This window comes from Flavobacterium sp. N2270, from assembly GCF_025947225.1.
GTDB lineage: Bacteria > Bacteroidota > Bacteroidia > Flavobacteriales > Flavobacteriaceae > Flavobacterium.
In genome coordinates this window covers 368,585-395,583 of record NZ_CP110005.1, presented here as the reverse complement: position 1 = coordinate 395,583, position 26,999 = coordinate 368,585, and the positions used below count along the sequence as shown (strand labels likewise).

Genomic DNA, 26,999 nt, shown 5'->3' with positions numbered 1-26,999 from the left:
AAAACGGATTATTTTTTAATGGTATTTATCCATTTTAATAAAGTGTTCTCAAATTGTACTTTGTCTATCGGTTTTATAATAAAATCATTCATACCAATGTCCATACATTTTTCTTTTTCTCCAGTAATAATTCCTGCAGTTAAAGCTATTATTATAGTAGAAGTTTTTTCTTTTTTATTTTTTTAGTAGCTTCATAGCCATTCATAACCGGCATTTGTATGTCCATTAAGATTACTTCGTGTTTTAGTTTACTAAACATTTCTAAAGCTTCGAGTCCGTTTGTCGCTTCTGTTATATGAATATTTGGGAACTTTTTAGAAATAAGCGTTTTAGTAAGCAACATGTTTATTTTGTTGTCTTCGACAATTAATAAATTAATTTTAGATTTGTTTGCTGTTTGCTGTTCTGTAATTACTTTTTCCACGTTTTGATTTGGATTATTTATTTTGTTTAAAATATTTTGTAAGACATTTGCTTTTAAAGGTTTAATAAGCGAAAATATGTTTTTTGAGATATTAAAGTTGTTAAAATCGGAAGTTGAATTTTGCATAATTAAATAGGTTGCCTTTGGGTTAGATTTTGCGGCATCTAGAACTTCATTGAAATTTTCTTTAGATAAAAATTCATAATCTATTAATATTAAATCAAATTCTGAATTTGAGTTAATTAATTTTTTAGAGAAATTGACTTCATGTACATTGTTTATGCTAAAGCCATTTAACATATTTGAAATAATTTTCCCTAAAAGTTTATTATTATCAATTATGACTGCCTTTTTAAAGTTGTTATTGAGTAGATTGAAATGTTTTTTACAAGATTCGCTTTTTAATACAACTTCAAAGCTAAAAACACTTCCTTTTTTAACCTCACTTTCTATTATAAGTTTACTATTCATCATTTTAAGTAAACTATTAGTTATGGAAAGTCCTAAGCCTGTTCCTCCAAAATTTCTTGTTGTAGAAGTATCTTCTTGGGAGAATGCTTCTAAAATTAATTCTTTATTTTCATTTTTAATTCCAATTCCGGTATCTCTTACACTAAAGAAGTATTTTGAAGTTGTATCGGTAATTTTTTTGGAAGTTACTTTTATTTCTATTTCGCCATTAAGTGTAAATTTTATGGCGTTACTTATTAGGTTTTGGAGGATTTGTTTTAATCTTATTTCATCTGTCCAAATTGCGCAATCTACATCTTTGTCTATGTTTACAATTAGAGCTAAATTTTTTTGATGAGCTGCGTATTTCATCATGTCTATAGAATCATTAACGATAAAATTTAAATTGGTTTTTGAATTTTCGAGTGTTAGTTTACCAGCTTCTATTTTTGAGATATCTAAAATATCATTTACTACATTTAAAAGTGTTTCTGCAGATTGGTTAACAGTTGCTAAATATTGTTTTTGAATGTCATCTACATTAGTGTTTTGTAATAATTTGCTAAAGCCAATAATTCCATTTAAAGGAGTTCTAATTTCATGACTCATATTGGCTAAAAACTCTGTTTTTGCTTTATTTGAAGTTATTGCTAATTCTTTTTCAAGAATTGCTTTTTCTGTTTCTTTTCTTTCGGTAATATCAAGAATAACCCCTTCAATATATTCAACATTTCCATCAATTAAAATTGCTTCACCGTGTTCTTCTACCCAAACAATACTTTTGTCTTTTCGTATCAATCGACAAGTAATTACAAATGATTCTTTGTTTTTTACAGCATTTGAAATTTCTACTAAAGCTTTTTGTTTGTCTTCAGGGTGATATAAATCGAAAAGTTTAATTTTATTTTCAAAAAAGTCAGATTTACTATAGCCTGTTAGTTTCTCAATTTCATCGTTTAAATATACTTTTGATCGTTCTTCGTCAAATTTTACTAAATAAACACCAGCCGGAATATTATTTGCTAGTAATTTAAACTTCTCTTCACTTTCTTCTATTGCTTTTTCGTTTTTTATTCTAATTATTGTAGTTGAGATATTATGAGCTAAGGTTTCTAAAATATTTATTTCTTCATCTCTCCAGTTTCTTTCATTCTCACAATCATCAAAGCCTATAAAGCCTAGAAAAATATTTTGATAGAAAAGTGGAATAATCAAAATTGATTTAATTTTTTGTTCTTGTAATACTTCTTTTAATTTTTCTTCTTTAATTTCATGAACAATCTTTTTATATACTTTCTTGTTTAGCAATTTGCTCATAAAATGTGGGTAGGTTTCATGAGATATGTCTATAAGTTTTTGATTGTTAAAGTTATATAAATCAGGGTTTGAAGTCCAAACGAATCTTTGGTTCATTAGATTTGTATTGGTGTTGTTTTCAAAAAAGTAAAGTCTATTTGCATTAACCGCTTTTGCAATTAAACTTAATGATTGGTCAAAAATTTGATTTGGATCTTTTTTGCGAATTAAATTTGAAGTTACTTTTGCAATCGCAGTTAAAATTTGGTTTTTATAAATAATTTGATCTTCAGCTTCTTTTCTTTTTATGGTTTCTATTGCTAGTGCAATTATCTCTGTAACTGTTTTGGCGAAGTTAATATCTTCGTGCGACCATTCTTTTATGTTATCCGTGGCTTCAAAGCAACATATTCCAATTAATTTACCTGAACTATGAATAGGTACATTAATAATTGATTTTATATTTTGACTTATAAAATAATCAGAATTAAATTCATTATATAGTTTGTTTTTTTTAACATTTGAAGCAACTATTATAGGTTCATTCTCTACACTTTTTAAAAAAAACGGGTAATCTTTCTTGTTTAAAATAATCCCAGAATGATTTTCGTTATTATTGAGAGAATAACAGTTGTATAACAACATTTGGTTGTTTTTGTTTTCCCATAAACAAACCCTATTAATGTTTAAGCCTATTGCTGCTTCTTTAGTAATATGTTGAATTAGCGATTCTAGGTTTTTAAAAGTAAGGAAGTTTAATGTTGAAAGCTTGTTTGAAATTGAATTTAGGTATGTTGCGCGTTCTGTTTTTTCATGTTCTTCTTGTTCAATTTTTTTAGTTTGAGTGATATCTCTAACAATAGATGAATATCCAACGATTTTATTTTTTTCATCTCTTTTAATAGTTACTTTTTGAGAAACCCAAATTTCGCTTCCATCTTTCTTTAAAATAGGAAACTCTAGTACATCAAAGTCAATTGAATTAGGACTAATTTCTTTATAAAAATCGACAACAGTTGTTAAGTATTCTTTTTTTATCAAAAATGTAAAATGATTTCCTAAAATTTCTTCAAATGTATATCCTAAATGCTCAATAGTAAAATTGTTTGCATAAGTTACATACCCTTTATCATCAATTTCATAAATTATATCTCTAGCACTTTGAATTAATGAGCTATATTTCTTTTCTAAATTTAGTAAATGAGTAATGTCTTGGCCATTAGATACAAACAAGTTGTTCGTGTATTTAAAATCACTCCATTGAATGGTTTTGTAATCTCCTTTTTTTGTTTTTAAAACACGGGTATAAACCGTATTAGGTTTGAAAATGGTATTGTAATCTACTTGTTTAAATTCAATGTCTTCGGTTAATTTCCAAAACTCCATTCCTAAAACTTCTTTAGAAGTATAGCCTAATATCTTTTCAATAGAATCATTACAATAGACAAGTTTTCCTGTTTTATCAGCAGCTATAATTATTGAATTTGTGTTGTTTATAATTTCATTGGTAAAAAGTAGTTTTTCATTTGATTTTATAATATTTATTCGCCTTGCAAAGTTTATTATTAATATTATAAAACAAGCATTTATAAGAGCGAGGATTATTTCCTTGTCTGAAGATTTGTATGATAAAAGATAAAAGAGAAGTAAAAAAGTAGCTATTATAAATGAAAGGTAAATAGCAAAACGTTTAAAGATATTAAATGAAAAGAATAATAATAACAGAAATTCAGAAAATAAAATAAACGTTATTTCATAAAAAACAATTTGATATAATGTACAACAAAAATAAGTTACATAGCTTAATAAAAAAATGGTAGAGGTATGTTTTTGTATGCTTTTTAAAGATGTAACAGAATAGGCTAAAAGACAATATAGACCTATGAATAAGCTATTTTTTAAATCCGATAATTGATGAGAATCAACAATAATATAAAATATCTCTGTGACAGGAAAAATTATTCCTAGATATAAAAAATAGTATCTGTGCTCACTTTCGGTATGATATTCAAATAAGTTCTTTAATGTATTAACATTAAATTTTGACGATTTTTTTTGAAACAAATAAAACAATAAAAAAAGTGCTGCAATTAATCCAATATAAATGAAGACATAACTATTTAAAAAACCATTATCGGTAACGAGCTTAACTCTTTGATTTAAATAGTTTTGAAAAATAATGTGTAATGAGCTATTATAATATATTGTAATTTCATTCATGTATTTACATAAGATATAAGAACTTTAAAGTTAAATAAAAAAAGGACTACTTTAATATTTTAAGAATAAAAATTGTGCTAAATTCATAAATTTTCACTAAAATTGGGGGTTAAAAACTATAAAATGAAAAAACTTAGTATTGTTGCAATTGTTGTTTTCTTAAATGTATTTTCAATAAATGCTCAGCAAAAAATTTCACTTGAAGAAATTTGGACAGGAAAATTTAGAACAGAAGGAATGGATGAGCTTCATTCTATGACGAATACAAATCAGTATACGGTTTTAAATTACGATAGAACTTCAAGATCAATGCAAATTGATTTGTATGATTTTGCAACTTTAAATAAAGTTTCTACTTTAATTGATACAAAAAATCATTCAGAACTTAACGGAATTGATTCTTATACTTTCAATAAGGCAGAAAATAAATTGTTAATTGCTTCAAATTCATCTCCAATATTTAGACATTCTTTTACGGCAACCTATCATATTTACGATATAAATTCTAAAAAATTGAGTTTAGTGACCGATAAAGCAATTCAAGAACCTTCTTTTTCTACAGATGGAACCAAAATTGCTTATGCTTATGAAAACAATTTATATGTATTGGATTTAATTTCAAATGTTACCGTTCAAATTACTTCTGACGGTAAGAAAAATGAAGTTATTAATGGTATTACAGACTGGGTTTACGAAGAAGAATTTGCTTTTGTAAAAGCTTATGAATGGAACTCAACTGGTGATAAAATTGCTTTTATTCGTTTCAACGAAAAGGATGTTCCAGAATTCTCTATGGATATGTACAACCAAGGTTTGTATCCTACACAAGAAGTTTTTAAATATCCTAAAGCTGGTGAAAAAAACGCATTAGTTTCTTTGCATATTTATGATTTAAAAACAAATAAAAAAGCAGATATCAATCTAGGAAATTATACTGATTTTTATATTCCAAGAATTAAATGGACAAACGATAGTAATACATTAAGTGCTCAAATTTTAAATAGACATCAAAATTTATTGAATTTGCATTTTATAAATGCAACAAATGGTGTTTCAAATATTGTTTTAAAAGAACAAGATGCGGCTTATGTTGATGTTACAGATAACCTTACTTTTCTAGCTGATAATAGTTTTATTTGGACATCTGAAAAAGACGGATTTAATCATATTTATCACTACGATAAAAATGGAAAATTAAAAAATCAAATTACTAAAGGTGATTGGGAAGTAACTGCTTATTATGGTTACGATGCAAAATCTAATAAAGTTTTTTATCAATCTGTTGAAAATGGTTCGATTAATAGAGATGTTTATTCAATTGACTTAAAAGGGAAAAATAAAAAACGATTAACAAAACAAACAGGAACTAATGACGCTACTTTTAGTCCTAATTTTGATTATTTTATTAACTCATTTTCAAGTGTTACAAAAGCACCAACTTATACATTAAATGAGTCAATTTTAGGAAATGAAGTAAAAAAGATTGTTTCAAACGAAAGTTTAGAAAACAAACTAGCAGCATACAATATTACACCAAAAGAGTTTTTCCCTTTAATTACAGAAAAAGGAAATAAATTAAATGCTTGGATCATTAAACCAACTGATTTTGATACTAAGAAAAAATATCCGGTTTTAATGTATCAATATTCAGGACCGGGTTCGCAGTCGGTTGCAAATCAATGGAATAGTTCAAACGACTATTGGTATTATATGTTAGCACAAAAAGACTATATTGTAATTTGTGTTGACGGAAGAGGAACTGGTTTTAAAGGTGCCGACTTTAAAAAATGTACGTATAAAGAATTAGGTAAATATGAAGTTGAAGATCAAATTGATGCGGCAAAAGTTATTGCGGGTTATGAGTTTGTAGATGCTTCTAGAATTGGTATTTGGGGTTGGTCTTACGGAGGCTTTATGTCGAGTAACTGTATCTTAAAAGGAAACGATGTCTTTAAAACTGCCATTGCTGTAGCGCCAGTAACAAGCTGGAGATATTATGACAGCATTTATACCGAAAGATACATGCGTACGCCACAAGAAAACGCTAGCGGTTACGATGAAAATTCGCCAATTAATCATGTAGATAAGTTAAAAGGGAACTATCTTTTAATTCACGGTACAGCCGATGACAATGTACATGTTCAAAATACAATGAAAATGATTGAAGCTTTGGTGCAAGCAAATAAACAATTTGATTGGGCTATTTATCCGGATAAAAACCACGGAATTTATGGCGGTAAAACACGCCTTCAATTATATACAAAAATGACTAATTTCATCATAGAAAAATTATAATATGAGCAATATGAATATTGAAGAGAAAACGTTTTTCGGACATCCAAGAGCATTATTTATATTGTTCTTTACAGAAATGTGGGAGCGATTTTCATTCTACGGAATGAAAGCTTTATTAATATTTTATCTTACAAAATATCATTTGTTTTCAGATGATTCAGGGAACTTATTAATTGGTAGTTATGCAGCATTAGTATATGCTGTTCCGGTTATTGGTGGATTTATTGCCGATAAATATTTAGGATTTAGAAAAGCAATTGTTTTTGGAGGAATTATGCTGGTTTTAGGGCATTTAGGAATGGCTTATGAAGGTAATGCAGCTACAGAATCTATAACTGGAGAGATTACCCGAGATAATTTGGCTTTACAAGTTTTTTATTTTTCACTTTCATTAATTATAGTAGGTGTTGGATTTTTAAAAGCCAATATTTCGTCATTAGTAGGAGAATTGTATGAAGTAGGTGATAAGCGTCGTGATTCTGGATTCACATTATTCTATATGGGAATTAATCTTGGATCGTTCTTAGCAACACTTATTTGTGTTTGGTTAGGAGAAACGTATGGTTGGAGCTACGGTTTTGGAGCTGCAGGTGTTGGAATGTTTTTTGGATTGTTGACATTTATTTCTGGAAAAAAATTGTTAATGGGTAAAGGAGAATCTAATGCTCCTGAATTTTTAGAGAAAAAATCATTTGGTCTTAAAAATGAATGGTTGATTTATATTGGTAGTACACTTTCAGCATTATTGTTTTGGCAAATGGTACAAAACCACGATGCGGTTTCATTGGCATTACAAGTTGCAGGTGGCGTTTCATTCTTATATATAGTTTACTATGCAATGACACAGTTAGATGGTAAAGCACGTGAGCAATTAATTGCTTTAACAATATTAATTGTTTTCACAATTGTATTTTGGGCTTTATTTGAACAAGCGTATACTTCTATGAATTTATTTGCAGATAGAATTTTAGATAGACATATTTTTGGAATTGAATTATCAGCAGGACAATTTTTAAGTTTCAATGCTTTATTCATTATTTTATTAGCTCCAGTTTTTGCTTGGTTATGGGTAAAATTAGGAAAATACAATCCAAATACCGCTGTTAAGTTTGCTTTAGCACTTGCTTTAGTTGGGTTAGGTTTTGGAGCGTTAGTAATGGGAATAAATGTTTCTGGAGCTGGAAAAGTTGCGGCTATTTGGTTAATATTAGCTTATTTTTTACACACTTGTGGTGAATTAAGTTTATCACCAGTTGGTCTTTCAGCAGTAACTAAATTATCGCCAGTTAAAATTGTCGGGTTTATGATGGGAGTTTGGTTCTTAGCAACTGCAAGTTCAGAATTTATTGCTTCTGTATTGGCTAATATTGCCTCGGTAGATACTTCAAACGGATTAGCGCCAGATTTAAACATTGCAAAACAGAGTTATTTAAAATTATTTGAGTATTTATTCTATACAGGAATTGGGTTTGGAGCACTACTTTTAGTACTTTCGCCTATCATTAAAAAATTAATGCACGGAGTAGATAAAGAGTTAAACAACTAAAAAAACCAATATAAAACTATAATAATTAACTTATGAGTCAAAATTCAACTGATCAATTTTTTAAAAGCACAGTTCTAGGACATCCTTCTGGGTTATTTGTGTTGTTCTTTACAGAAATGTGGGAACGTTTTTCATTCTACGGAATGCGTTCATTATTAATATTATTTTTAACTTCTTCTTTTGTAGACGGTGGTTGGGAATGGACTAGAGAAAATGCATCTGCACTTTTTGGTTCGTATGTTGGTTTAGTATATTTATCTACAATGTTAGGTGGATACTTTGCCGATAAAATCATCGGTTTTAGATGGGCGGTTGTGGTAGGAGCCGTATTAATGACATTAGGGCACGCTTCTATGGCTATCGAAACTGAATTTTCAATTTATTTAGGACTTATATTATTAGTTTTTGGAAATGGATTTTTCAAACCTAATATGACTTCTATTATTTCTGAAATGTATAAAGACAGGCCAGAGAAAAAAGATGGTGCGTATACATTATTTTACATGGGTGTAAATGCTGGTGCTTTCTTCGGAATATTACTTTGTGGTTATTTAGGTGAAAAAGTGGGATGGAGTTACGGATTTGGATTAGCTGGAATTTTTATGTTCTTCGGAATGCTACAGTTTTGGTTATCACAAAATATTTTTGGTGATATTGGTTTAAAACCAACTGCTGAAAGTAAAGCAAAATCAGAAGCAGCTGATACAGATACTAGAAATCCGTTTACTAAACTAGAGTTAGGTATTATTGCTGTTTGTTCAACTTTAGGTTTATTATGGATTATTAATGATCCAGCATCTAAAATTTCAGGTGGAAAAGTTAATATTTTTGGTTTCTTAGGGGAAAACGGAAATACAATTGCAATTTCTACAGCTTTAATTTTATTCATTTATTTGTTAGTGACTCGTTTAATGAAGTATTCTCAAATAACAAGAGAGAAATTAATCGCTGTAACTTTTTTCGCATTCTTAACGATTTTCTTTTGGGCTATTTTCGAGCAATCGCCTAACTCGTTAACTATTTTTGCAAGTGATTATACTGATAGAGTTTTAGAAGGAAATTGGAGTACTTTTTTCTTAATTATGAATTCATTAATTACAATTGTTCCTTTAGCAATTATTACTTGGGTATTGTATTTATTATTTAAACAAACATTTAAAAATTACGCTGTTGCAAATATTATTTTATCAATGAGTTTTGTAATTATTTGGGGTATTGCAATTTGGATGCTTATGAAAGATTTTTATACTGCAGGATATTTATCTTTATCTGATAGTACTTTAGAAATGTTGAAAATCGAAAAGGTTACAACTGCAATTACTGAGGTTCCTGCAACATGGTTCTCTACATTAAACTCTTTATTTATTATATCATTAGCGCCATTGTTTTCTAAATGGTGGGAAAGTAAATACAATCCTTCTGCAAATATGAAATATGGAATCGGAATGGGATTGTTAGCTCTTGGTATGGCTTGTGTAGCTATTGGAGCAACAGGTATTGAGCCAGGTGCAAAAACAGCTTCTGTAAGTATGATTTGGTTAATTTTAGTCTATCTTTTCCATACAATGGGAGAATTATGTATCTCACCAGTTGGATTGTCTTATGTAAGTAAATTAGTTCCAGCTCGAATGATTGCATTTATGTTTGGTGTTTGGTACTTAGCAGTTGCAATTGGTATGAAAGGAGCAGGTATGTTTGGAGAAAAAATTGATGCAATTGCAAACGAATCAGGTTTAAGTTCATTCTTCTGGATGCTTACAATTGTTTCTCTTGTTATGGCTGCTTTCTCAATATTAATGACACCAGTTATCAAAAAATTAATGCACGGTGTTAGATAACAAACAAAGTTTGGCACCTTTATTGCCTAATTTTGTTTAATAAATTATATAAATTATGAAAAAGATATTTTTTACACTTTTATTTGTAGTTAGTTCATTTGTAGTAAATGCTCAAGAAAATTTAACTTGGCATACCGATATGGCTAAAGCTTCAGAATTATCAATAAAAGAAAAAAAACCATTATTATTGTTTTTTACAGGTTCTGACTGGTGCGGATGGTGCATTCGTTTACAAAAAGAAGTTTTAAAAACAGATGATTTTGCTAAATGGGCTAAGGATAATGTAATTCTTGTTGAATTAGATTTCCCAAGAAGAACTCCACAAGATGAAGCGATTAAGAAGCAAAATTTTGAATTGCAAAACATGTTTCAAGTAAGAGGATATCCTACAATTTGGTTTGTGAACCCAGAGAAAAAAGATGGGAAGATAAACCTTGTTGGTCAAGGAAGTACTGGTTATGTTGCTGGTGGTCCTGAAAAATGGTTAGTAGAAGCAAATAAAATTATTTTTAAATAATTTACTTTCTAATAATATAAAGTCCCTTTTCATACGTGCTATGAAAAGGGATTTTTTCTTTTAAACAAGTTGCTCTCCAGTTTTCAACTTTATATTTTGAATTGCTATTGTCTGCAATAATAATTTTTGGAGTATTAATTTTAATAAGTCTCTCAAGATTAACTCTTGTACCTTGTGTAAGCACAATAACATCTGGTTTTTGAGATATTTTATACGTAGCTAAACTATCTACTATTAATACTTTAGTGTTTTTAAATAAGAGAACATTTTCTAACGGAAGAACAGAAACATCTTCAGAAAAAGTATTTCTTTTGTATTGCGATATACTTTCAGTATTTTCTTCGGGACTATTAGTAAAAGCCGAGATTTTATCTTTTTGTTTAATCGTAATTAAACTGTTTTTACTTCCAAAAACAATCAATTCTTCAGTGTTATTTTCATTATATTTTGTTAATATAAAAGCAATTTGAAATATAAATAATGTTAGTAATGTGTATTTCAAATTTTTTGCTTTTGGATGATAAGCCAAATAAATGAAAGTGAAAATCAATAAATAAGAAATAATGCAAAGTGATAATGAAAAAGATATATTTTTAATTACAAATGATTCAAATTGCGAAATCCAAGCAATATATTGATTCATAACTTCAATTGTTTTTGAAAGTATAACTCCAAAAAACGAAGCTATTGTAGCTGAAATAAAATTAAAAAACAACGTCACTATTCCTAATGATAATATGGCAAATGTTAACGGAATAACGATAATATTGGCGAATAAAAATAAAACTGGAAACTGATTAAAATAATAAATACTTAAAGGTGAAACACCAATTTGTGCTGCTAATGATACTAATATAATTCCTGTAAAATAGTTTAAAATTTTATTTTTTGAAAAATAGAAAAAATTAAAAAAAGGATTTAAAAGCACAATAGAAATTACTGCAGCATAACTCATTTGAAATCCAACATCAAAAATGTAATTTGGGTTGTAACAAAGTAAAATTAATGCAGAAACCGCTATTGTATTTAAGGTTGATGCTTGTTGGTTAAAATGTTTTCCAATAGCAAGTATTGAAAACATTAAAACGGCTCTAGTTACAGATGGAGATAATCCAGATAAAAACGCAAAAAACCAAAGTGCTCCAAGAACTAAAATTAAGTTGATGATTCTTCCGTTTTTAAGGCGATTTAGCGGCTTAAATAAAAAACCAAGAATCAAGTATATAATTCCTACATGTAGTCCGGAAATAGCTAAAATATGAATTACACCAGCATTTGAGTAGGATTGAATGGTTTCTTGATCGAGTAAAATGCGTTGTCCAAATAATAACGCGTTAATTATGCCTTCCGTTTTTTGATTAAATTGATGAGTTTTAAAACTATTTATCAGATTTTCTCTAATTTCAAACACATAGTAATCAAAACTTTTTTCTTGATTACCAGTTTTTATATCGTTTGCAGAAGTATAAATTTGATGAAATATATTTTGCTTTTCAATATACTTTGCATAATTAAATTGATACGGATTTAAGTTGTCTTTTATAGGGTATAAATTGGTTACAACCGAAATTTGAGTTCCAGGTTTTAATTTAATCTTATCTTCTTTTGGAATGTAAATAAGCGTTTTTCCGCTTACTAAGTTGTTGTTTATTTTGTTTATTTCAACAATGTATTTGTTTTTTGTTTTAGACGGTTTGGTACTATTTTTAATTGTTCCTTCTAAGAAAACTTTTTCGTTGTTTGTAATGAATTTGGTGTAGTGATTTTTATGATTTTTTTCATGATGAAAATACTGAAGTGCAATTCCAATTTGAAAAGCCAATAAATAAGTAATTAAACCAAAATAAAAAACAGTGCCTTTTTTGTTTTTTTTGAAAAATAAAAGGCTAAAGACTAAAAATAAAATTGAAGTAGTAATTGATATAATTGAAAATTTGAACTTAAAAAAAGAACCAAAAACAATTCCTAATGCTAAAAATATAACGATAGGAATTATAGGAAATTTTATCGGCTTCAAGTTTTATATTTAAAAATTATTCAATTATTCTTTTAATTTTTGCAAATGCTTTTTCGTAATAAGATTCTAATAACGAAGAAATTACAACTCCACTACTTGTTGATGCATGAATAAATTTAATTTCACCGTCAGTATTTTCAGTAATAATTCCAACGTGATTAATGACGTTTCTTCTGCTGGTTTTAAAGAAAATCAAATCGCCAGGTTTTGCTTTTGCTTTTTTAACTTTTCTTCCTTCCTCAGATTGTGCTATTGATGTTCTTGGTAATTCTATTTCAATTTCTTTGTAAGAAATACAAGTTAATCCAGAACAATCAAATCCGTTTGTAGTGGTTCCACCATATCTATAAGGAGTCCCTAAAAATTCTTTGGCGCTTTCAACAACACTTGCTCTTTGCGGATTTCTTTCTTTTTGTTCTTCTTTTTTTACCAAAGCATCTTTTTTCTTTTTTTCAGCTTTAATAATTATTGCATTTTGTTTGTCTTTTTCTTTTTGTTCTTTTTTAGCTTTTTTTTCAGCTGCCTTTTTAGCAATAACGATACTTTTATCTTTGTCGTATTCGTAAATTCCCTTTTCTAAGGCTACTTTTTTTGAAGTAACAATATTAGATTTGGATTTACAACTAACAAAAAAGAGCGCTAATAAAAAAAGTAATAATGTTTTTTTCATAATTTATTTATCCGATGATGCGTTTTATTTTAGCAAATTTTTTCTTGAAATACGTTTCATTATCTAGTGATGAAATAGTTACGCCTCTGCTTGAAGATGCGTGTATGAATTTAATAGATCCATTTTTATTTTCAACAACAATTCCTACATGAGAAATTACATTTCTTCTTGAAGTTTTAAAGAAAATTAAATCGCCTATTTCAGCCTTATTCTTCTTTATTTTTTTACCTAATTTACTTTGAGCAGAAGAAGTTCGTGGTAATTCATGATTGTTTTTTTGAAATGCTCTAAAAATTAGAGCAGAACAATCGATACCATTTAAGCTCATTCCGCCATATTTATAAGGTGTTCCAATATATATTTTTGCAGAATCTATAATTTTGTTTCTAACTAAGAACATGTCAACATCTTCAACAAAATTTTCAAACTCAATTTTTTTGAGTTGTTTTTTCTTTTTTTTAAAAAAAGCTGAAACACTAGTTCGATTTTTTTGTAAGCTGTCTTTGAAGTTTTTATTAAGAATAAATTCCATTTCACCATCATAAATATCGGTGATTTCAAAGTTGTTTATGCTATTTTGTGCTTGTAAAATAGTTGTAAACAAAAATAAAATGTAAATGAAATAATTATTTTTCATAATACTATTTTTTTAGTGAACTAACAATTAAGTGTGCTGTTTTAGCACTTGCGCCAGAACCACCAAGTTTAGTTTCTAATAATTGATAATTTTCAATCATTTGTTCTCTTTCTTTACCTTCAATTATTTTGTTTAATTCAAGTTTTAAGTTCTTAGTGTTCAATTCATCTTGAATTAATTCTTTAACTACTTCCTTGTCCATAATTAAGTTGACTAAAGAAATATACTTTAAAGTAATTATTCGTTTTGCAATTTGATATGAAACCCAACTTCCTTTATAGCAAACTACTTCTGGCACTTTAAATAAAGCAGTTTCTAAGGTTGCCGTTCCTGACGTAACTAACGCAGCATGCGAAACACTTAATAAGTCGTAGGTTTTGTTCGATATAAATTTAATATTTTTTTTGTTTAAAAAAGGTTTGTAAAATTCAAAATCCTGACTTGGAGCTCCAGCGATTACAAATTGATATTCGGGGAAATCTGAAACTACAGATAACATGATAGAAAGCATTTTTGCAATTTCTTGTTTTCTGCTTCCTGGCAACAATGCTACAATTGGTTTTTCGCTTAAGTTATGTTCTTTTCTGAATGCTTCAATAGATATGTCTTTTCTATCTTCAATGGCATCAATTAAAGGATGGCCAACAAATGTAACTGGGAAGTTGTGTTTTCCTTCATAAAAATCTTTTTCAAAAGGAAGAATAACATACATAAAATCGACATCGCGTTTTATGGCTTTAATTCTATTTTCTTTCCAAGCCCAAATTTGTGGCGAAATATAATAATGTGTTGGGATTTTTCTTTCTTTGGCCCAAGTAGCAATTCGCATGTTAAAACCAGGATAGTCAATAAAAATAATACAATCAGGATTGAATTCTTCAATGTCTTTTTTGCAAAATTTTATGTTGTTTAAAATGGTTTTTAAGTTCAAAATAACTTCAAGAAAACCCATAAATGCAAGATCACGATAGTGTTTTACCAAAGTGCCGCCAACATTTTGCATTAAATCGCCGCCCCAAAAGTGTATTTCAGCATTTGGATCTTCTTCATACAATTTTTTCATTAAGTTGGCGCCATGTAAATCGCCCGATGCTTCTCCTGCTATGATGTAGTATTTCATTACATTACCAAAGTTACAATTGTGATTATAAACATAGCCAAAACAACCCCTTTTGCCATAACATCTTTATTTTTTTGCAATAAAATAAAAAAGATGATAAGGTTTAAAATGGCACCAAGTGTGATTACTTTATTCAATATTCCTCGTTTTTTCATTTCAGTTACTCCATCTATAAAGCCAAAATTTGTAAAAAACTCTAGAAATATAAAACAACCTACAATTGCTCCTATAATTCCTAATAAAATTCCAATGATTAAATCTTTCTTATTCTTCATAATTATAAATCCCAATTATTAATAGTTTGTATCGCGTGATATGCTGTTAAATCAAATTGAACCGGTACTATCGAAACGTAGCCATTTTCAAGTGCCCATTCGTCAGTATCTTGACCTTTGTCATGATTTACAAATTCTCCGCTTAGCCAATAATATTCTTTTCCTTGCGGATTGGTTCTTTTATCAAATTTTTCTTCCCAGTTCGCTTTCGCTTGTCGGCAAACCTTAGCTCCTTTTATTGTTCCTGTTTTTTCTTTAGGAAAGTTAACATTTAAAACAACACCTTCTGGTAATCCTTTTTCAAGAACTTCAAGTGTAATTTTTTTAACCCATTTTTTAATAGGTTCTAAGTTGGTTTCCCAACTGTAATCTAAATGTGAAAAACCAATTGCAGGAATTCCTTCAATACCAGCTTCAACGGCAGCACTCATTGTTCCTGAGTAAATTACATTTATTGAAGAATTTGAACCATGATTAATTCCAGAAACACATAAGTCGGGTTTCCTTTTTAACAGTTCTCTCACCGCCATTTTTACACAATCTACTGGTGTTCCTGAACAGCTGTATTCATGGATTAAGTCTTTGTCAAGATTTACTTTATCAATATGTAAGGTGTTATTTAATGTTATCGCATGACCCATTGCACTTTGCGGACTATCTGGCGCTACAACAACAACATCTCCAATAGTTTTCATTATTTCTATTAAAGTTCTTATTCCTGGCGAAACAATACTATCGTCATTAGTAACTAAAATAAGTGGCTTATTCATTAAAACATATTTTTGGCTAATTTAATTAAATTAAACGTAAAAAACGAGACTATGTGTTAATGTCATTGGGAATCTTTAACAAAAAATTATCGTATATTGCATTTTTATGGCATGGTTTTTTATGTACCTTAGTTGAAAATTTTATTAATGAATCGAATTGTTGATTTTATGAAAAGAAATTATAAAATAATTTTACTTATTACGGCTCTTTCTGCTGTTTTGTGGAGTTTTGTTCCGTCTTCGAAAAATGAAGATCCTGAGAAAGACAAAGTGCTTCTTGAGCTTTTAACACTTGTATTGGAAAAAGGTCATTACAGTCCTATTGCAATGGATGATGAGTTTTCCAAAAATGTATATTCAAAATATTTAACAGCAATTGATCCTACAAAACGTTTCTTTTTGCAATCTGATATGGATGAATTTTCAAAGTATGAAACTTCAATTGATGATATGATTAAAAATAAAGATCTAACATTTTTTGATTTAACTAACGCTAGATTACTTAAGAGAATTGATGAATCTAAAGATATTTATAAAAGTATTTTAAGTAAACCATTAGATTTTTCTACTAATCAAATGATTAATGTTGATTATGAAAAACAATCGTATGCTAAATCTAAAGCTGAACTTACAGATAGATGGGTAAAACAATTAAAACTTTCAGTTTTACCTAGTATAATTGATAAGGAAAAAATTGAGGCAAGTAAAAAAGAAAAAGATTCAATTTATGTAGTTAAAACTTTTAAAGAAATTGAAATTGAATCTCGAGAGAATTCTTTAAAATCATTAAATGAATATTTCGATTTTATAGAAAAAGAATTAGATAGAAACGATTGGTTTTCAATTTTCATTAATTCAATTGTAGAACGTTTTGATCCTCATACTTTTTATTTTTCGCCAGATGACAAAGATAAGTTTGACATCAGTATGAGTGGAAAATTTGAAGGAATTGGGGCAAGACTTCAAAAGAAAAATGATGCAGTTGAAGTTTCAGAACTAATTTCTGGCGGACCAGCTTGGAGAGGGAAAAAACTAGAAGCGGGAGACCTAATTATTAAAGTTGCCCAAGGTAAAGAAGAACCATTAGATATTGCAGGAATGCGTTTAGATGATGTAGTGAAAAAAATTAAAGGCCCAAAAGGAACGGAAGTTCGTTTAACAGTTAAAAAAGTTGATGGAACTTTAGAAGTAATTTCAATTATTCGTGATGAAGTTGAAACTGAAGAAACTTTCGCAAAATCATCTATTATTGATAAAAACGGAGAAAAGTATGGAATTATTTATTTACCAAAATTCTATATTAGCTTTGATAATAAAGATGAAAGAGATGCATTTAAAGATGTAGCTATTGAAATTGAAAAGCTAAAAAAACAAAATATTAAAGGTTTAATAGTTGATCTTAGAGGAAACGGGGGAGGTTCTTTAGAAACAGTTGTGAATATGACTGGATTGTTTATTGAGCAAGGTCCGGTTGTACAAGTAAAATCGCCAAATAGAAGACCAGAAATCCTTTCTGATAAAGATTCAAAAGTACAATGGACAGGTCCTTTAGTTGTAATGGTTGACAACTTTTCAGCTTCAGCTTCAGAAATTTTTGCAGCCGCTATACAAGATTATAAAAGAGGAATTGTAATAGGGAGCAAACATACATATGGTAAAGGAACGGTTCAAAATGTGATTGATTTAAATCAATTCGTTAGAGGGAGTTCTTACGGAGATTTAGGGGCTTTAAAAACAACAACGCAAAAATTCTACAGAATTAATGGAGGTTCTACTCAAAGAGAAGGAGTTTTAAGTGATGTTGTTTTGCCAGACAGATATGCTTTTATTGATATGGGGGAGCGCGATGAAAAAGAAGCTTTGCCTTGGGATAAAATTGAGCAAGCAAGTTACAAACCTGTGTTTTCTGGTTTTGAACCAATCATTGCAAAAAGTAAATCAAGAATTGATGCAAATGAACAATTTAAATTAATTACAGAAAATGCTAAGTGGATTTTCGAAAGAAAAGATATTAATGAGTATAGTTTGAATATTGACAATTTTAAAAAGGAAATTGAATCTTCAGAAGAACAGCTTAAAAAATTCAAAGCTATTTCTAAATTTCATAATAAATTACTTTTTACATCATTGCCAGAAGAAACAGTTGTTTTAGATAAGGATGATCTTTTAAAAGAGAAAAGACAAAGATGGCATGAAGATATGGAGAAAGATGTATATATTGATGAAGGTGTAAATATATTATCTGATTTAAAAGTATATAACGAAGTTAAGCCTGTTGTTCAAAATAAGAAAAAGAAACTTGTAAGAGTTGATTAAATTAATAAAAAAAGCCTCGAAATTCTCGAGGCTTTTTTATGTTTTTTTCTTTCTTTTAATGAGCTTAATTTTCTAACTACAGGAAATATTTAAGAATCTATAAGTGTTATAATTATGTTTTTAAATTAGTATAGAAGTAGTATTTGTGTAAAATTGACTTTAATGAGTAATAAAAAAAGCCCTGTAGAAATACAGGGCTTTACTTTTTATGAATGTTGAATTATAAACCTAATTCAGCAATTTTAGCTTCAACTTCTAAGTCGTCACCTTCAAAAACTTTTTCTTCAACAACTTCTTTTCCGTTAACCAGTGTTTTTAGGGTAACTTTAGCAGTAACTTTTCCATCATCTGATTTTGTTTTTTCAATTTTAACGTCTTTAATTTCTGCTTTTTCATGATTGCAGTTTGGACCATGAACATGAGTTTCAGTTCCAATGTATTTTCCGTTCTCATCATATTGAGACATGCATTTTTCTTTACATGCATCAGAACAACCATTACTTTCACACATAGCAGCACATTCATCTTTAGTCATTGTAGCACATTTAGACAAATCACATTTACCTTCATTACAAACAACTTCCGTTTTTGCACAACATGCTCCTTTTTCTGTACTTGCTCCATGACCACCTAAAATAGGGGCAATTACTAAACCAATTAAACAAGTTAACTTAATTAAGATGTTCATAGATGGTCCAGAAGTATCTTTAAATGGATCCCCAACTGTATCTCCAGTTACTGCTGCTTTATGTGCATCTGAACCTTTAAAAGTCATTTCTCCATTAATTTCCACACCTGCTTCAAAAGATTTTTTAGCATTGTCCCAAGCTCCACCAGCGTTGTTTTGGAAAACTGCCCAAAGAACACCTGAAACCGTTACACCAGCCATATAACCACCTAGCATTTCAGCAACTAATTGGTTGTTGTCTGAATACACTAACTTTCCTAATAATACAATTAGAATAGGGAAACCAATTGTTAAAATTCCTGGCAACATCATTTCTCTTAATGCAGCTTTTGTAGAAATTTCAACACATTTGCCATATTCTGGTTTTCCAGTTCCTTCCATAATCCCTGGAATTTCTTTGAACTGACGACGAACTTCGTAAACCATGTCCATAGCTGCTTTTCCAACAGAATTCATTGCTAATGCAGAAAATACAACCGGAATCATTCCTCCTACAAATAGCATCGCTAATACTGGAGCTTTAAAGATGTTAATACCGTCAATTCCTGTAAAAGTTACATATGCAGCAAATAATGCTAACGAAGTTAATGCAGCAGAAGCAATTGCAAAACCTTTTCCTGTTGCAGCAGTTGTGTTACCAACTGAGTCTAAAATATCTGTTCTTGTTCTTACTTCTTTTGGTAATTCACTCATTTCGGCAATTCCACCTGCATTATCTGCAATAGGTCCGAATGCGTCAATTGCTAATTGCATAGCAGTAGTTGCCATCATTGCAGAAGCGGCTAAAGCTACTCCGTAAAACCCTGCTAAAGCATAAGTAGACCAAATTGCAGCGGCAAATAAAATAATTGTTGGAAAAGTTGAAATCATTCCTGTAGCTAAACCTGCAATTACATTTGTTCCTGCTCCTGTTGAAGATTTTTGAACGATTGCTAATACTGGTTTTGTGCCTAATCCTGTATAATATTCAGTAACTGATGAAATAGCTCCACCAACAAATAATCCAATTAATGAAGCATAGAATACTCTCATTGAAGAAATTTCCATTAATCCTTCACCAAAGAAATTCATGTTCATGGTTTCGGGTAACATATATTTTACCAAAACATAGCAAGAAATTGCTGTTAAAGCAATAGAAACCCAGTTTCCATAATTTAATGCTTTTTGAACTTCTGCTTCTTTTGCATCATCATTTTTAATTTTAACAATTAATGTACCAATGATTGAAAATAAAATTCCGAAACCAGCAATTGTCATTGGTAATAAAATTGGTCCAATTCCACCAAAAGCATCATCTATAGAGCCTCCCATGTCTTTGATTACATAATTTCCAAGAACCATTGCGGCTAAAACAGTTGCTACATAAGAACCAAATAAATCGGCACCCATTCCTGCAACGTCACCTACATTATCACCTACATTATCTGCAATTGTAGCGGGATTACGAGGGTCATCTTCTGGAATACCAGCTTCAACTTTTCCTACTAAATCTGCACCTACATCGGCAGCTTTTGTGTATATACCACCACCAACTCTAGCAAACAATGCAATAGATTCAGCACCTAGTGAAAAACCTGCTAATGTTTCTAATACAATTGTCATTTGGTCTGTAGAAGTCCAAACGCCATCCATAAAATATTGAAAAAAGATAATAAAGAATGCGGTTAAACCTAAAACAGCTAAACCAGCAACTCCTAGTCCCATAACAGTACCACCACCAAAAGATACTTTTAATGCTTGTGGTAAACTTGTGCGGGCTGCTTGAGTTGTACGCACATTTGTTTTTGTCGCAATTTTCATCCCCATATTTCCTGCTAATGCTGAGAAAATAGCTCCTACAATAAATGCAATTATAATAAGGTAACTAGTTGTTGGTACAAAATATGCAATAACTGCTAAAGCAACACTTGCTCCAATTACAAAATAAGTTAATAATTTATATTCTGCTTTTAAGAAGGCTAATGCGCCTTCGTATATGTAATCTGAAATTTCTTTCATTTTACCATCTCCAGCATCTTGTTTTAAAACCCACGCTTTCTTTGCCCACATAAAAAGTAGACCAATTATTGCCATAACTATTGGCAAATAAATCATTACTGAATTCATAAAATTTTATTGTTTTAGTTGTAAAATATAGTTCAAAGTCAAACAAAAATAAACAAAAAAGGCAATATTGCTAATGAATATTGCCTTTTTTAATAATTTTAATGAAGATTATTTAATGCTAAATAAACCTTCTGGTTTATTTTCTATTGCATTGAAACGTTCTGTGCATTTTATAAAAATTTCTTTTGCTTCGATTACATCTCCCCATCCTTCAACATCAACTTGTTTGTTTTCTAAATCTTTGTAAACTTGGAAAAAATGCTCAATTTCTTTTATTAAGTGAGTGTTTACATCACTTAAGTCGTTTAGTTTGTTCCAAATAGGGTCTGATACAGGTACACAAATTACCTTTTCATCAGGTCCTTTGTCATCAGCCATGTGGAATACTCCAATTGGTTTTACTTCCATAACGCAACCAGGAAAAGTTGGTTCTGTTACTAAAACTAAAACATCCAATGGATCACCATCTAATGCTAGTGTTTCAGGAATAAATCCATAATCTGCAGGATACATCATCGACGAAAATAGCATTCTGTCAAATCTCATTCTTTTTAAATCGAAATCATATTCATACTTGTTTCTACTTCCTCTAGGAATTTCGATTAATACGTCAAACGTAGTTACTTTATCTACTGTCATTTTAATTATTTCTTTTTTTTAAGGATTGCAAAGTTACAAATTCTTTGTAGTATTCAGAAAAAAGTAGTTTTAAATTATTAGTAAATAATTGGTTTTCTGTTTCTTTTTGTGAGGTAATAGTGCCAAAGTATATACGCGGCCATACTTCTGTGAGGTTTCCAATTTTCGGAAACCAGTTTTATTTCTTCAGAAGTTTTACAATTGTAGAGCTCTTTAATAGTATTTACAATTGCAATATCACCAAGAGGAATGATGTCTTTTGATTGTAAACAAAACATTAAATAAATATCTATAGTCCAATTACCTATTCCTTTTACTTTGATTAATTGATTTCTTATTTCATTATCGGTTAATTCAGATAATTTTTCAATTTCTAATGTTTTTTCGACAACTGCATTTGAAAGTGCAATTAAATAAGATGCTTTTTGCTTACTAATCGAAAATGTTCTGAGTTGATCTGGAGAATATTTTAAAATGTTCTTAGGGATTATTTCTCCAATATTTGCTTCTAAATTCTTAAAACATGCTTTTGCAGATTCTAGAGAAACTTGTTGTTCTATAATAAGTTTACAAAGTGTTTCAAAACCTTCGGGTCTATTTGGAATATAAGGATTGCCTATATCGGTATAAATTTGATTTAAGGTTTTATCTTTTTCAACTAAATATTTGAGGGAATTGATCATTAAAAATAAAAACCGAATGAAGCTTTTACGGTAAATTTATTCGCATTTGGCATGTCTAAATAACTTCCACGCCAAGCAAAATCAATTCTTAAAATCTTAAAAATATTTCCTATACCAGCATGGTATTCCCAGTATAAGTCATCTGGAGCAACATAAGTTAATCCTGAGGCATTGATTAATCTATTTTCGTTTGAAACTCTACCATATACTCCTTTTACTCCAATAATTTCTCTCCAGTTTAATTTACGTAATAATGGTATTCTAGAGAATAGTCTTCCATTAAAATGGTGCTCAAAATGTAATGAAGCATACTCATCAGCAACAAAATCATAATAATCTAAAAGATTATACGTGTTTTCAATAATAAAATAAGATTGGTTTCCTGGAACAACACCCATTAAACCTAATGGAACAGTCCCAAATATTTTTCCGGTTTCAAAAGTTGTAAATAATCTTCCAAAACCTCCAATTAAAACAGGTTGTCTGTAGAAAAATTGTAATTTTTGATAATCAAAATCACTGTCAAGAACACCTTTAAATCCTTGGCTATAGCTTAAGAATAGGCGAGCATAATTATTATCGACCTCTAATCTTTCTACTCCATAACCAACTGTTTTTCTTCCCGGCGTATATTCTAATTGGAAGTTAACTTCTGACTGTTTTACATCGCTTTTTGTTGTTGTAAAAGTGTTGTCGGTGTAATAGTCTAAACTAAATGTGTTCGATGCAGATTCTAATGTTCTATAGGATAGATTTGTTTGAAAGGTAAAGTTTTTTACAAATTCAATTTCTGCTCCTACATTTGTTAAATTAACAGATGTAAGTTTATTATTAGTTCCGCTTGAAAAGAATGAAGAGGAAGCAAAGCTTCTTCCTAAAACATCATTTGATGTAGTTAAACTAACACCAATTTGTTCTACATCTCTTCGGTTTCCTGCAGAAATAATTAACCTGTTTTTAGTGTTAACCATCCATTTTCCTGAAATACCATATTTGAATTTATCGTCTTTAAAACCATATGCTGTATAACCTTGAACTCTCCATTTGTCATTTGGTCCAAAATAAGTTCTTCCTCCAATTCGTATTCTTTGCCCTTCAACATCATTGTAACCAAATGTTGAAAATATTGGTCCAAAATCAAAGTTTCCATATTGAATATAACCGCTTCCTAATATTGTTGCAAGGTTGTAAATTCTTTTAAATCGAGGGACGGTTTCAAGTGTGTCGAGCATTTTGTATATACCAGCTTCATTTTCATTTAGCTTTTCAAATCTGTTTTCTTCCCAGTATTTGTCAGTTTTGTTGAAAACACTATTGTCGTAAAAGTTAACTTCTTCTTTGTAAAATTTATCTTCTTTTTGAATGTCAAATTTATGGTTTTTTAAAACTGTAGTCCTTTTTCCATAAACACCTTTAGAATCTTCTTTTTTGGAAAAACTAAAATCACTCATCATGTGATCTCTTTTTAATAAGAATACAGAATCATTAAGAACATCAAACTCTTGTTCAATATAAATTTCTTTTACCCAGTTTATATTTGCGCTTTTACTGGCTTCTAAGTTTATTTTTTTAATTGCAAATGTGGAATCGTTTACCCAAAATGAACCTTTAAACGTTAGTTCGTTTTTCCTTCTGGGATAATATACAATATGGTAACACCATTTGTTGTCAATATAAGAGCTATCGCTAAGAACATAGTTGTAAACATTAATTCCGGTTCTGGACAATGGGCTGACAAAATCTTTATCAAAAAATTTCAAATAATTGTCATAAATGTCGTAATTCGCATATAGATCTTTTATGAAAGTGTTTACTCCATCTCCGTTTCCAAAACCTGAATTTTTAGTTGCTTTTAAAATTTCTTTTTCTTTTTTGATAACATTGTCTCCATGAATTTCACTTACACTTTCATTTATAAAAATGGGTAAATAAGTTTTTCCGGTAATTCTAGAAGTATCAATATTATCGAAAATAAACTCCATTCCTTTAAAAACTTTACTGTTAATAAAAGCGCTGTCTAATGTATTCATGTCAAACTCTACCTTTTCATATTTATCGTATTGGTATTGTTTAAACATGTGAAGACCGTTTTTACGTTTTCGTTCCCATATTTTTCTTAAAATATCTATTGCTGGGTTATTTTTTTTTGAAGTTTTTCCTGTGTAAACTATAACTTCTTTTAAGGTTGTTCCTTCTGCTAGTTTTACAAGTAAATTTTTGTTTAACCCTGGTTTTAAATTTAGCTCTTTTGTTTCAAATCCAACAAATGATATAACTAGGGTTTCATAGTTTTTTTTGCCTTCAAAATAAAAATCACCATTTTCATCTGTAATAACACCTTCTATGGAATTTTTGAAAAACACATTAGCGAAAGCAATTGGCTCGTCAAATTCATCAACAACCTTTCCTCCAACTTTTGTTTGAGCAAAAAAGCTAGTAGTAAATAGTAATAAAAGAAATTGTATGTTCTTCATGGTGTTTTTTCCTATTCATTTAAACAAAAAACTTCATCAGCTAACTGATGAAGTTTCAAATATAATAAGTTATTTTTTATTTATATGTAACTTTTTTTACTGCTTTTATAACATCATCAGCATTTGGTAACCATTCTTTTAATAAAACTGGTGAATATGGCGCTGGTGTGTCGGCAGTTGTGATTCTTTGAATTGGTGCATCTAAAAAGTCAAAAGCACGTTCTTGAACCATATATGTTATTTCTGAAGCTACACTTGCAAAAGGCCAGGCTTCTTCTAAAACCACTAAACGATTTGTTTTTTTAACAGAATTAATGATGGTTTCATAGTCCATTGGGCGAACGGTTCTTAAATCAATTATCTCACAAGAAATTCCTTCTTTAGCTAATTCATCAGCCGCAAGAAAAGCCTCTTTTATAATTTTACCAAATGAAACAATTGTTACATCTGTTCCTTCTCTTTTTATATCAGCTACGCCTAAAGGTAATACGTAATCTCCTTCAGGAACTTCTCCTTTGTCTCCATACATTTGTTCAGACTCCATGAAAATAACAGGGTCATTATCTCTAATGGCTGCTTTTAATAAGCCTTTAGCATCATAAACATTAGACGGTACAACAACTTTTAAACCTGGAGTGTTTGCAAACCAGTTTTCAAATGCTTGTGAATGAGTAGCTCCAAGTTGACCTGCAGAAGCAGTAGGGCCACGAAAAACAATAGGCATGTTGAATTGACCGCCAGACATTTGACGCATTTTTGCTGCATTGTTAATAATTTGATCAATACCAACTAATGAAAAGTTAAAAGTCATGAACTCTACAATAGGACGATTTCCGTTCATTGCAGATCCAACCGCAATTCCTGCAAACCCTAATTCAGCAATTGGAGTGTCTATAACTCTTTTTGGTCCAAATTCATCAAGCATTCCTTTCGATGCTTTATAAGCGCCATTGTATTCAGCAACCTCTTCACCCATTAAATAAATAGATTCATCACGACGCATTTCTTCACTCATCGCTTCACAAACAGCTTCTCTAAATTGTATAGTTCTCATTAAGTGTAACTTCTTTAATTTGTATTGAAAGGCAAAAATAGTAAAAATTATATTATTTATATCTCAAAAAAAACGCTTTAAAGTACTTATTTTATTATTTAAGGTTGTAAAAATTACTTTTAGGTAAAAATTTATTATGCATGCATAGTATTATTTTGAATTTATTTTGTAATTTCGTAGCATTATTATTCACTTATAAACATAGAAAATGAAAATATTAGTTTGCATCAGTCATGTGCCTGATACTACCTCAAAAATCAATTTCACTAATGGTGATACAGAGTTCGATACAAATGGAGTTCAGTTTGTTATTAATCCTAATGATGAGTTTGGTTTAACTAAGGCTGTTATGTTAAAAGAGCAAAAAGGGGCAACTGTCACTGTTGTTAATGTAGGTGGTGCTGACGCCGAAGCTACATTAAGAAAAGCATTAGCTATTGGTGCTGATGAAGCAATTAGAGTTAATGTAAATCCTTTGGACGGAATGTTTGTTGCAAAACAATTAGCTGAGGTTGCAAAACAAGGTAATTATGATTTAATTATAGCTGGAAAAGAATCGTTAGATTATAATGGAGGAATGGTACCTGGAATGTTAGCTTCATTTTTAGGATATAATTTTGTTAATTCATGTACTGGTTTAGAAATAGATGGAACTAACGCAAAAGTTATGAGAGAGATAGATGGAGGAAAAGAAATTTTATCTGCTTCATTACCTTTAATTGTTGGAGGTCAGAAAGGACTAGTTGAAGAAAAAGACTTAAGAATTCCAAATATGAGAGGAATTATGATGGCACGTTCTAAAGCGTTAACTATTGTTGAACCAACTTCTGATGTATCGGCAACAAAAGTAGTTAAGTTTGAAAAACCTGCTCCAAAATCTGCAGTAAAATTAGTTGCTGCTGATAATTTAGATGAGTTGGTTAATTTATTACATAATGAAGCAAAAGTAATCTAATAATAAGTT

General features: G+C 29.6%; 18 protein-coding genes. 6 read left to right on the top strand and 12 right to left on the bottom strand.

Translation table 11 applies throughout. The features are described from left to right. Positions 1 to 151: 151 nt before the first annotated feature. The gene (locus OLM55_RS01945) at positions 152 to 4,390 is read right to left on the bottom strand and encodes a PAS domain S-box protein (protein WP_264559738.1); all 4,239 of its coding nucleotides are present in this window, start codon (positions 4,388 to 4,390) and stop codon (positions 152 to 154) included. A 123-nt stretch (positions 4,391 to 4,513) separates the two neighbouring features. Here OLM55_RS01945 and OLM55_RS01940 point away from each other — a divergent pair, with 123 nt between their 5' ends. The 4 genes from OLM55_RS01940 to OLM55_RS01925 are packed head-to-tail and all read left to right on the top strand — an operon-like array spanning position 4,514 to position 10,586. Beyond that, positions 4,514 to 6,685 (top strand): S9 family peptidase, encoded by a 2,172-nt coding sequence (locus OLM55_RS01940; protein ID WP_264559737.1) that lies wholly within the window; start codon positions 4,514 to 4,516, stop codon positions 6,683 to 6,685. 1 nt (position 6,686) lies between these two features. Further along, positions 6,687 to 8,231, top strand: a complete 1,545-nt coding sequence (locus OLM55_RS01935) for a peptide MFS transporter (RefSeq protein ID WP_264559736.1) — start codon at positions 6,687 to 6,689, stop codon at positions 8,229 to 8,231. A 32-nt stretch (positions 8,232 to 8,263) separates the two neighbouring features. Next, positions 8,264 to 10,069 carry a peptide MFS transporter gene (locus OLM55_RS01930; RefSeq protein ID WP_264559735.1) on the top strand — a complete coding sequence of 602 codons (1,806 nt, stop codon included), beginning with the start codon at positions 8,264 to 8,266 and terminating at the stop codon, positions 10,067 to 10,069. 55 nt (positions 10,070 to 10,124) lie between these two features. Next, positions 10,125 to 10,586 (top strand): thioredoxin family protein, encoded by a 462-nt coding sequence (locus tag OLM55_RS01925; RefSeq protein ID WP_264559734.1) that lies wholly within the window; start codon positions 10,125 to 10,127, stop codon positions 10,584 to 10,586. A 1-nt stretch (position 10,587) separates the two neighbouring features. Here OLM55_RS01925 and OLM55_RS01920 read toward each other — a convergent pair whose 3' ends face one another. From OLM55_RS01920 to surE, 6 genes are read right to left on the bottom strand one after another with little or no spacing between them, the layout of a single operon-like run. Next, positions 10,588 to 12,603: a ComEC/Rec2 family competence protein gene (locus OLM55_RS01920; RefSeq protein WP_264559733.1), complete on the bottom strand. Its 2,016-nt coding sequence runs from the start codon at positions 12,601 to 12,603 to the stop codon at positions 10,588 to 10,590. A 16-nt stretch (positions 12,604 to 12,619) separates the two neighbouring features. Beyond that, positions 12,620 to 13,273 (bottom strand): C40 family peptidase, encoded by a 654-nt coding sequence (locus OLM55_RS01915; protein WP_264559732.1) that lies wholly within the window; start codon positions 13,271 to 13,273, stop codon positions 12,620 to 12,622. Positions 13,274 to 13,280: 7 nt separating this feature from the next. Continuing rightward, complete coding sequence (locus OLM55_RS01910; RefSeq protein WP_264559731.1) at positions 13,281 to 13,910, bottom strand: C40 family peptidase; 630 nt, start codon at positions 13,908 to 13,910, stop codon at positions 13,281 to 13,283. Between the two features lie 4 nt (positions 13,911 to 13,914). Continuing rightward, positions 13,915 to 15,030, bottom strand: a complete 1,116-nt coding sequence (lpxB, locus tag OLM55_RS01905) for a lipid-A-disaccharide synthase (RefSeq protein WP_264559730.1) — start codon at positions 15,028 to 15,030, stop codon at positions 13,915 to 13,917. Further along, positions 15,030 to 15,305 (bottom strand): hypothetical protein, encoded by a 276-nt coding sequence (locus tag OLM55_RS01900; RefSeq protein WP_264559729.1) that lies wholly within the window; start codon positions 15,303 to 15,305, stop codon positions 15,030 to 15,032. The genes lpxB and OLM55_RS01900 overlap by 1 nt, the downstream gene beginning before the upstream one ends. A gap of 2 nt (positions 15,306 to 15,307) precedes the next feature. Next, complete coding sequence (surE, locus tag OLM55_RS01895) at positions 15,308 to 16,075, bottom strand: 5'/3'-nucleotidase SurE (RefSeq protein ID WP_264559728.1); 768 nt, start codon at positions 16,073 to 16,075, stop codon at positions 15,308 to 15,310. Between the two features lie 147 nt (positions 16,076 to 16,222). On the opposite strand from surE, the gene OLM55_RS01890 reads away from it, so the two are divergent. After that, complete coding sequence (locus OLM55_RS01890; RefSeq protein ID WP_264559727.1) at positions 16,223 to 18,391, top strand: carboxy terminal-processing peptidase; 2,169 nt, start codon at positions 16,223 to 16,225, stop codon at positions 18,389 to 18,391. A 220-nt stretch (positions 18,392 to 18,611) separates the two neighbouring features. On the opposite strand, the gene OLM55_RS01885 is transcribed toward OLM55_RS01890, so the two are convergent. From OLM55_RS01885 to OLM55_RS01865, 5 genes are all read right to left on the bottom strand, one after another. Next, positions 18,612 to 21,185, bottom strand: coding sequence for a sodium-translocating pyrophosphatase (locus tag OLM55_RS01885; protein WP_264559726.1), 2,574 nt, complete (start codon positions 21,183 to 21,185; stop codon positions 18,612 to 18,614). A 108-nt stretch (positions 21,186 to 21,293) separates the two neighbouring features. Beyond that, on the bottom strand, positions 21,294 to 21,824 hold the full coding sequence (locus OLM55_RS01880; protein WP_264559725.1) for an inorganic diphosphatase: 531 nt from the start codon (positions 21,822 to 21,824) through the stop codon (positions 21,294 to 21,296). A gap of 77 nt (positions 21,825 to 21,901) precedes the next feature. Next, positions 21,902 to 22,507 carry a DNA-3-methyladenine glycosylase family protein gene (locus tag OLM55_RS01875; RefSeq protein WP_264559724.1) on the bottom strand — a complete coding sequence of 202 codons (606 nt, stop codon included), beginning with the start codon at positions 22,505 to 22,507 and terminating at the stop codon, positions 21,902 to 21,904. Beyond that, positions 22,507 to 24,981 carry a DUF5686 and carboxypeptidase-like regulatory domain-containing protein gene (locus OLM55_RS01870; RefSeq protein ID WP_264559723.1) on the bottom strand — a complete coding sequence of 825 codons (2,475 nt, stop codon included), beginning with the start codon at positions 24,979 to 24,981 and terminating at the stop codon, positions 22,507 to 22,509. Before OLM55_RS01870 ends, OLM55_RS01875 begins: the two co-directional genes overlap by 1 nt. Positions 24,982 to 25,057: 76 nt before the next feature. Beyond that, the gene (locus OLM55_RS01865) at positions 25,058 to 26,074 is read right to left on the bottom strand and encodes a pyruvate dehydrogenase complex E1 component subunit beta (RefSeq protein ID WP_264560578.1); all 1,017 of its coding nucleotides are present in this window, start codon (positions 26,072 to 26,074) and stop codon (positions 25,058 to 25,060) included. A 169-nt stretch (positions 26,075 to 26,243) separates the two neighbouring features. Here OLM55_RS01865 and OLM55_RS01860 point away from each other — a divergent pair, with 169 nt between their 5' ends. Beyond that, the gene (locus OLM55_RS01860; protein WP_264559722.1) at positions 26,244 to 26,990 is read left to right on the top strand and encodes an electron transfer flavoprotein subunit beta/FixA family protein; all 747 of its coding nucleotides are present in this window, start codon (positions 26,244 to 26,246) and stop codon (positions 26,988 to 26,990) included. The last annotated feature ends 9 nt before the right edge of the window (positions 26,991 to 26,999 follow it).

Excerpts from the sequence above, each read along its gene's own strand:
- OLM55_RS01945 (WP_264559738.1), bottom strand. The coding sequence starts at position 4,390 with ATGAATGAAATTACAATATATTATAATAGCTCATTACACATTATTTTT.
- OLM55_RS01940 (WP_264559737.1), top strand. The coding sequence starts at position 4,514 with ATGAAAAAACTTAGTATTGTTGCAATTGTTGTTTTCTTAAATGTATTT.
- OLM55_RS01935 (WP_264559736.1), top strand. The coding sequence starts at position 6,687 with ATGAGCAATATGAATATTGAAGAGAAAACGTTTTTCGGACATCCAAGA.
- OLM55_RS01930 (WP_264559735.1), top strand. The coding sequence starts at position 8,264 with ATGAGTCAAAATTCAACTGATCAATTTTTTAAAAGCACAGTTCTAGGA.
- OLM55_RS01925 (WP_264559734.1), top strand. The coding sequence starts at position 10,125 with ATGAAAAAGATATTTTTTACACTTTTATTTGTAGTTAGTTCATTTGTA.
- OLM55_RS01915 (WP_264559732.1), bottom strand. The coding sequence starts at position 13,273 with ATGAAAAAAACATTATTACTTTTTTTATTAGCGCTCTTTTTTGTTAGT.
- OLM55_RS01910 (WP_264559731.1), bottom strand. The coding sequence starts at position 13,910 with ATGAAAAATAATTATTTCATTTACATTTTATTTTTGTTTACAACTATT.
- lpxB (WP_264559730.1), bottom strand. The coding sequence starts at position 15,030 with ATGAAATACTACATCATAGCAGGAGAAGCATCGGGCGATTTACATGGC.
- OLM55_RS01900 (WP_264559729.1), bottom strand. The coding sequence starts at position 15,305 with ATGAAGAATAAGAAAGATTTAATCATTGGAATTTTATTAGGAATTATA.
- surE (WP_264559728.1), bottom strand. The coding sequence starts at position 16,075 with ATGAATAAGCCACTTATTTTAGTTACTAATGACGATAGTATTGTTTCG.
- OLM55_RS01890 (WP_264559727.1), top strand. The coding sequence starts at position 16,223 with ATGAATCGAATTGTTGATTTTATGAAAAGAAATTATAAAATAATTTTA.
- OLM55_RS01885 (WP_264559726.1), bottom strand. The coding sequence starts at position 21,185 with ATGAATTCAGTAATGATTTATTTGCCAATAGTTATGGCAATAATTGGT.
- OLM55_RS01880 (WP_264559725.1), bottom strand. The coding sequence starts at position 21,824 with ATGACAGTAGATAAAGTAACTACGTTTGACGTATTAATCGAAATTCCT.
- OLM55_RS01875 (WP_264559724.1), bottom strand. The coding sequence starts at position 22,507 with ATGATCAATTCCCTCAAATATTTAGTTGAAAAAGATAAAACCTTAAAT.
- OLM55_RS01870 (WP_264559723.1), bottom strand. The coding sequence starts at position 24,981 with ATGAAGAACATACAATTTCTTTTATTACTATTTACTACTAGCTTTTTT.
- OLM55_RS01860 (WP_264559722.1), top strand. The coding sequence starts at position 26,244 with ATGAAAATATTAGTTTGCATCAGTCATGTGCCTGATACTACCTCAAAA.